The sequence below is a fragment of the Polynucleobacter finlandensis genome (genome assembly GCF_018881755.1).
Taxonomy (GTDB): Bacteria; Pseudomonadota; Gammaproteobacteria; order Burkholderiales; family Burkholderiaceae; genus Polynucleobacter; species Polynucleobacter finlandensis.
In genome coordinates this window covers 20,757-27,626 of the sequence record NZ_JACVPS010000018.1, presented here as the reverse complement: position 1 = coordinate 27,626, position 6,870 = coordinate 20,757, and the positions used below count along the sequence as shown (strand labels likewise).

At 42.6% G+C, this 6,870-nt stretch carries 5 protein-coding genes; 3 read left to right on the top strand and 2 right to left on the bottom strand.

Features of this window, described 5'->3' with window-relative positions; genetic code table 11:
• Nucleotides 1-191: 191 nt before the first annotated feature.
• Nucleotides 192-1,484, top strand: a complete 1,293-nt coding sequence (locus ICN49_RS10915) for an MFS transporter (RefSeq protein ID WP_216168105.1) — start codon at nucleotides 192-194, stop codon at nucleotides 1,482-1,484.
• A 409-nt stretch (nucleotides 1,485-1,893) separates the two neighbouring features.
• Here ICN49_RS10915 and ICN49_RS10910 read toward each other — a convergent pair whose 3' ends face one another.
• The gene (locus tag ICN49_RS10910; RefSeq protein WP_216168104.1) at nucleotides 1,894-3,078 is read right to left on the bottom strand and encodes an E22 family MetX-like putative esterase; all 1,185 of its coding nucleotides are present in this window, start codon (nucleotides 3,076-3,078) and stop codon (nucleotides 1,894-1,896) included.
• A gap of 156 nt (nucleotides 3,079-3,234) precedes the next feature.
• Nucleotides 3,235-4,404 carry an alpha/beta hydrolase gene (locus ICN49_RS10905; RefSeq protein ID WP_216168103.1) on the bottom strand — a complete coding sequence of 390 codons (1,170 nt, stop codon included), beginning with the start codon at nucleotides 4,402-4,404 and terminating at the stop codon, nucleotides 3,235-3,237.
• Between the two features lie 229 nt (nucleotides 4,405-4,633).
• Here ICN49_RS10905 and ICN49_RS10900 point away from each other — a divergent pair, with 229 nt between their 5' ends.
• Both ICN49_RS10900 and ICN49_RS10895 read left to right on the top strand, forming a co-directional pair.
• Nucleotides 4,634-5,710, top strand: coding sequence for an alpha/beta hydrolase family protein (locus tag ICN49_RS10900; RefSeq protein WP_216168102.1), 1,077 nt, complete (start codon nucleotides 4,634-4,636; stop codon nucleotides 5,708-5,710).
• A gap of 239 nt (nucleotides 5,711-5,949) precedes the next feature.
• A complete protein-coding gene (locus tag ICN49_RS10895) occupies nucleotides 5,950-6,867 on the top strand; it encodes an amino acid ABC transporter substrate-binding protein (protein ID WP_369411538.1) in 918 nt (305 codons plus the stop codon).
• Nucleotides 6,868-6,870: the final 3 nt, after the last annotated feature.

Sequence of the window (6,870 nt, the reverse complement as noted above, 5' to 3'; positions counted from 1 at the left end):
TCTAAAACACCTATTTCACTCTAGTTCTTTGGTCCAGCTGGTTGATCTATATCAAACCAGCGATAAATTTAAGAATTAATTGATTGTTTTCTCATTATTTAGACCTTAAGATCGCTCGAATGGGCTAATTGAGATTTATTCAAATCACCTCATGATGTTATTTAAATTCTTTTAAAGCATAGGGGGTGTATATGAGTACATACAAGATAGTTGAAACACCGCTGGAGTCTAAGGCCTATTCAAAAGTTTTATGGCGTTTAGTTCCATTTTTATTCTTATGTTACGTGGTGGCGTATTTAGATCGGGTCAATGTCGGTTTTGCAAAATTGCAAATGCTTGCCGATTTGAAGTTTAGCGATACGGTTTATGGATTTGGGGCTGGAATATTCTTCATTGGGTATTTCATTTTTGAAGTCCCAAGCAATATCATTTTGTCTAAAACAGGTGCTCGCATTTGGATCGCAAGAATCATGATTACTTGGGGAATTATTTCTTCAGCCATGCTTTTTGTGACTACTCCTGAATCATTCTACGTGCTTCGTTTTTTATTGGGCGTTTCTGAAGCTGGGTTCTTCCCAGGAATTATTTTGTACCTCACATATTGGTTTCCTTCTGAGCGGCGTGCAAGAGTAGTTGCGCTCTTTATGACTGCCATTGCTTTATCGGGTGTCATTGGCGGACCATTGTCTGGCTGGATTATGCAAGCATTTGCTGGGGTAAATAATTTAGCTGGTTGGCAGTGGCTATTTTTACTTGAGGGCATTCCTTCAATATTGGTTGGTATCGCAGTCATTTTTTACTTGGATGACTCTATTGAAGGTGCTAAATGGTTAAGCCAAGAAGAGAAAAAGGTTTTAGCTGATCGAATCCACAATGATCAGAAGGGCATTGTTGATCATGGAATTGCCCATACGTTTACGAGTGTGAAAGTTTGGTTGATGGCGCTCATTTATTTTAGTTTTATTATGGGGCTCTATGGCATCAGCTTCTGGCTTCCTCAGTTGATTAAATCAACAGGCGTTAAGGATGTCCTGAATATCGGATTATTGACTGCGATTCCATATGGCTTTGCAGCAGTCGTCATGATTCTGGTTGGTCGCAGCTCAGACCGTACTGGTGAGCGACGTTGGCATACAGCTTTAGGCGCAATTTTTGGCGGCATCGCTTTAATTTTTGCTGGTCTATATAGTGATTCAACAGTATTTGGGATGATTGCCTTGTCTGTTGCTACTGCAGGTATCTTGACTTCATTGCCATTGTTTTGGACTATCCCCACTGCATTTTTGGGTGGGACAGCAGCGGCAGCAGGTATCGCGATCATTAATTCAATTGGCAACTTAGCTGGATTTGTAAGTCCATTTATGGTCGGCTATATAAAAGATGCAACCGGTAGCCCAACCCTTGGCTTATATGTAATAGCTGCAAGTTTATTTATCGGGGCATTGCTTGTACTTGGTTTAGTGAAAAAGCCTCAAGCAATTTAAATGAAAGATTGGTTTGGTATTGAATTTCAGAATTAAGTCTTGGTAGGCCTACTGGAAAAGCAAACCCTCATCAGCAATGGTGGGGGTTTTGTCTTTTGAGTGCTACTTAAATTAACGCTTAGCTCTCAATGTATTTAGTAGCCTAAAATGAGGTATGACTGAGATTATCCAAGCCCCTAAGGTTTGCCCGAGTTGCCGTGTTCTAACCCCCATTGATCAAATGAAAAAGATAGTGTCTCGGAGCGGCGGCAAGAATACCAACTCATGGCGTTGTTTTGCTTGCATGAAAAGAAAAGTTCAAGCTGTACAAGCCGCTAAAGACAGAGCCAAGTAAATCAATGCGGTCAATTGATTATGCTTGTCAAACGCATGAGGGCAGTGATTTATCTGTTCCCCCATGTATTCCGGTTTAGCGACTTAAAAAAGTACGAATATTTTCTCCAACCTTGGCTATATCAGTGATGCCATCAATATGACCGCCATCACCTGGAATTTCCACTATTTCAGACTTAATTCCATTCTTCTTAAGGATCTCAGATGCATTTTTAGAATAGGAAGGGAAAAATAGTACATCGCTTGATGCCGGTACAAACATCACTTTTGCTTTGATTGGTTTGATGCCTTCTTCAACAGTGTTTGCATTTCCAATGCGATAGAGCTGAATGATTTTGGTGAGGTAAAGGAAGTGATTGGCATCCGATATTTTTGCTCTACCAGCCCCGGCCTTGGTAATGGCGTCCTGAATGGCGAATGTATTGTCCCAACTTTGCTCGGGCGACTTATCCGCGATCGTGAATTTCCGTCCAAATAAACGTTCCGCCCATCCTGGGTTGCGTGAGTTAATGGTGGTTAACTGCAGGGCATTTTCTAGGCCTCTAATCGGTTTATCGTTCGAGTCATAGTAGTTGCCCCTGTTCCAATTCGCATCGAGCAATATTGGGTTGGCCCACATCTGAGCGGTCTCGATTGTGAAAGCATTAGATTCTAGGCCGCCAGGTATAACAGCAATAACCCGTTCAACCATATTGGGATAGCTTGCAGCCCAGTCTAGCGCTTGATATGAGCCCATTGATAAGCCTGCTACAGCTGCAAATTTTTTGATGCCAAGAGATGTCGATAACTCTTTTTGAACATGTATTAAGTCTTGGGTATTTAGAATCGGAAAGCTCATTCCGTACGGTTTGCCAGTATCAGGATTAATGCTGGCAGGGCCTGTAGTGGTGACGTTTGGATCTTTTACATTGAGGTTTACCAAGCTATCCGAGCTCACAATAAAGTATTTATTAGTGTCGAGTGGTTTTCCTGGGCCAATAATGCTATCCCAGTAACCAGGACCCGCATCGTTTGGGGTGTATTTTCCTGCAGCGTGTGATGTGCCAGAAAAGAAGTGGCAAATAAGAATCGCGTTATCGCCTTTTTCATTCAATTGGCCGTATGTTTCATAGCCAACCTTAATATTTTTAATTTTTTCCCCGCCAACAGTGGTTAGCAATGGGAGTTCATAAACTTGTTTTTTAACAATCTCATCTAAAGCGAAGGCGTTGAATGAGCATTGTGCCAATATGGCTAGTAGGAATATTTTGAAGTACTTCATTTGTCTCCCCTTTATAGGTGTTGGATTTAACTATACATCGACTGATTAAGGCTCATGGGATTTTGACCAACTTGATCTATCGTAAGCAAGACTAGAACCTCTAGATAAAAATACCAACCCGTAGGTCGGTATTTTTTTGCCTGTGTACCGTTTTACTTATTTAACGTTGGCATTAATCCATTTTTCAATTACTTGAGCTACCTGATCACTGTTTTTCTCAAGCATCATCATGTGCCCATTTCCTTTGACACCTTCATTTTCCAGACGTATATGCTTATTATTGACGCCAGCTTGGGTCAAGAATTTAGATGTGCAGTGATCTAGTGTTGCCCTAAATGAGGCTTCACCTGTAACAATTGCTGTTGGGGTGTTTTTCATATTCGGTAATTGGCGGGCGGGCTCTGCTTGTAACCAGCAACGGATTAATTCTGGTGAGTCTGGTTTATCTTGATGCATCATTTTGAGTTCAGATCCATTGGCTGCGGGTGGGTCATAGTTCAGCGGTATGCGTGTAATACCCCAGGAACGCCCAATATTCTCACTATCTTTGTACCAATTTTCACCACCCAAGAAACTGCCATCAAAAAATGGGGGGCCATTTGGTTCAACTGCGACGTGGGCTTTTACTAGATCTGGACGCGCATCAGTTAGCTTCCAGCCAAATACACCAGACTGTGAGTGAGTTAGAACTATAGAGGGTCCAATTTTCTCGAGTAGAGCAACATCTGCGGGATACATTAACTCTTCAGTCTTTGTTCCGTTTGCAATAAATTCCACTTGCTGAGCATAAAACTGATCAAATGTCGGATTGCCTACAACGCCTGGGCCGCCGGGCCATTGCGTATGCAGTTTGGCTTGAGGGAAGAGGTTAAAGTTTTCTTGGCCAGTAAACACAAGTTCTAAGTCGTGCGCCCCAAAGCGGGCATAAGGACCGTAGATCTCAGCTGAGTCGCCAGATCTAGCCCTGCCAACCTGATCTACGACATATACCTTGTATCCTTGAGCTACGAAGTAGTCTGCCCAGCCACGGCGCCCATCAGGGGTTCCTAAGAAATTATTGCCCGTCTGTGCAGTCCCATGAATCATCACGATTGGGTAGCGATGCTTCACTTTTTTTGGGATCATGTATTGAACATACATTTGATCTGCCATCAATTTTTTGCTACCAACATCTATATATTTTCCATTGACGAAAAAGTAGCCCTGGTCGGCCAACACAACTGCTTTCGATTTATCTTGTTTATAAGACTCTGCTCCGTATGCAAAATTGGCGCTAATGCCAATACATGAAATGACTATAAGTGCCCTAGTAATTGATTTGAACATTGCATCTCCTATTAATTTTTTTATCAGTCAGAATAAATGCTTTGAGCAATTTAAATTGCTGACCAACTGAATTTATACCTTGGGTAGGCTTGATATGCTACTCGGGGTATATCGGGTTAACACCAATAAAACTATCAAAACCGTAAAAAGTCGAATGGTTTAGACGCGAAATGTATGCCCGTGATATTCTTTTTCTGTAGTTAAAAATATATAAATACATGGAGACAAAATGAAAGCGCTTGCTAAAAGTATTGCTATTGGCTTGGCCTTAACAGTACTGCCCTTTTCTGCAATAGATGCGATTGCGCAGGCTCCCTCGTTTAATCTAAAGGTCACCCCTTTAGGTGAGAAAGTGATTAATGGGCCCCTATCACTCATAAATCAAGGAAGCTTTTTTGTGGGTGGTAAGGATATCGAATCTAATACCCTCTCAACATTGCCTGCATATGCCCAGTCCGGCACGATTACCGTCGATCAAATGTATGTTCGTTACCAGACTCCAACTAAAGCTAAGAGTAATTCGATTGTGCTCATTCATGGCTGTTGTTTAACTGGTAAGTCTTGGGAATCGACTCCGGATGGACGCATGGGCTGGGATGAGTATTTTGTGAAGCGCGGATTTCCAACGTACGTAATTGATCAGTCTGGTCGCGGCAGGTCAGCAGTGAATGCAACCGCCATGAATGCAGCAAAAATGGGTAAAGAAAGTCCAGAAAATTTGCCCGTAGTGTTTGCTGCCAGTCATGAATCTGCATGGGCAATATTTCGTTTCGGCGGGGAATACCCAAAAGTCTATGAAGGTATGAAGTTCCCCATTGCCGCTCAAAATGGCTTATGGCAACAGATGGTTCCCGATTGGCTTAATTCAATGCCCACTCCAAACCCAACCGTGCCAGCACTCTCGCAGCTTTCTAAGAAACTACAAAAGACTGTATTGATTAGTCATTCACAGTCTGGAATCTACCCATTTCAAACTGCTGAACTAAGTACCCAGGGTATTGCTGGAATCATTTCTATTGAGCCTGCTGCATGTCCAGCCGCAGATAGTGATTTGACTCCTTATACCAAGATGCCAGTGATGGTTTTATTTGGTGATTATGTTGAGCTTTCCGCACGCTGGGCACCACGGCTGAAGGCTTGTCGTGAGTTTGTGCAAAAGACCAATCAAGCTGGTGGAAGAGCGGAGTTACTTGTGCTTCCAGAGATTGGTATTAAAGGAAATTCACACATGCTTATGCAGGATAGCAATAGCATTCAAATCGCCGATATCTTGGGCTCTTGGATAGAGCAACGCATTAAGAACTAACACCTAAGGAGACGCAACAGTGAAAAATCAAAAAAATATGATCAATAGGATTTTGTTAGTAGCTTTGCGATCGCGCAAAATATCCCCGTTGCAAAGTCTGAAGATGTCATATTAGGGTTATTTACGCCTGAATTGGGGATTTCATGCCCTTATTAGGGATCTCCCGCTGATTCTGCTCTATATCTGTATATATACTAGTGTCTGATATTTTTAGTGTTTATAGACGATAGGAGATATTCGTGAAAAGCAAAAAACTCAGTAGATATAGTTTGGTCGCAGCGGCTTTGTTCTTGGGTGCAGTCAATGCCAACGCTGCAAGCCCAACTATGGACAAGATTAAGTCCACCGGTGCGGTCACTATGGGCGTTCGTGAATCATCCATTCCGATGTCTTACACCACTGGCGATAGTCGCTTTGATGGTTACCATGTTGAAGTGTGTCGCATGATCCTGGGCGATATCAAAGATAAGCTCGGCATGAGTACATTGCGCATTAACTATCAGCCTGTTACCTCACAAAATCGCGTACCCTTGGTTCAGAACGGTACAGTCGATATCGAGTGTGGCACGACTACCAATAATGCATCCCGCGCTAAAGATGTTGGCTTTGCTAACACTTTGTACGTAGAAGAAGTTCGTATTGCTGTTAAAGCAAACTCAGGCATCAATTCGATTTCACAATTGGCTGGCAAAAAAGTGGCAACTACCACTGGTACTACGTCAGTACAGTTGTTGCGCAAGCATGAGAAAGCCAATGGCGTTAACTTTGATGAAGTATTTGGTAAGGACCATGCTGACAGCTTCTTGTTGCTCGAGTCTGGTCGTGCTGATGCCTTCGTGATGGATGGCTCGATCTTGGCAGGTAATATCGCCAATGCCAAGAATCCAAAAGACTACAAAATTGTTGGTGAAGTTCTCAGTACTGAGCCAATCGCGATCATGGTTCCTAAGAATGACCCAGAGTTCAAGGCTGCTGTAAATGCTGCAATCGCTAAGATTGTTGCGAATGGCAAAATGCCTGCGCTATGGGACAAGTGGTTCTTAAAACCAATCCCACCGAAAAATATCGTTGTTGGTCTTGAGTTGTCTCCAGCCACTAAAAATGCTTGGGCCAACCTCAATGACAAACCTGCTGAAGACTATCAACAGAAGAAATAATTT

What these genes read in the sequence shown, in the direction of transcription:
- ICN49_RS10915 (WP_216168105.1), top strand. Translation starts at nt 192, where the DNA reads ATGAGTACATACAAGATAGTTGAAACACCGCTGGAGTCTAAGGCCTAT.
- ICN49_RS10910 (WP_216168104.1), bottom strand. Translation starts at nt 3,078, where the DNA reads ATGAAGTACTTCAAAATATTCCTACTAGCCATATTGGCACAATGCTCA.
- ICN49_RS10905 (WP_216168103.1), bottom strand. Translation starts at nt 4,404, where the DNA reads ATGTTCAAATCAATTACTAGGGCACTTATAGTCATTTCATGTATTGGC.
- ICN49_RS10900 (WP_216168102.1), top strand. Translation starts at nt 4,634, where the DNA reads ATGAAAGCGCTTGCTAAAAGTATTGCTATTGGCTTGGCCTTAACAGTA.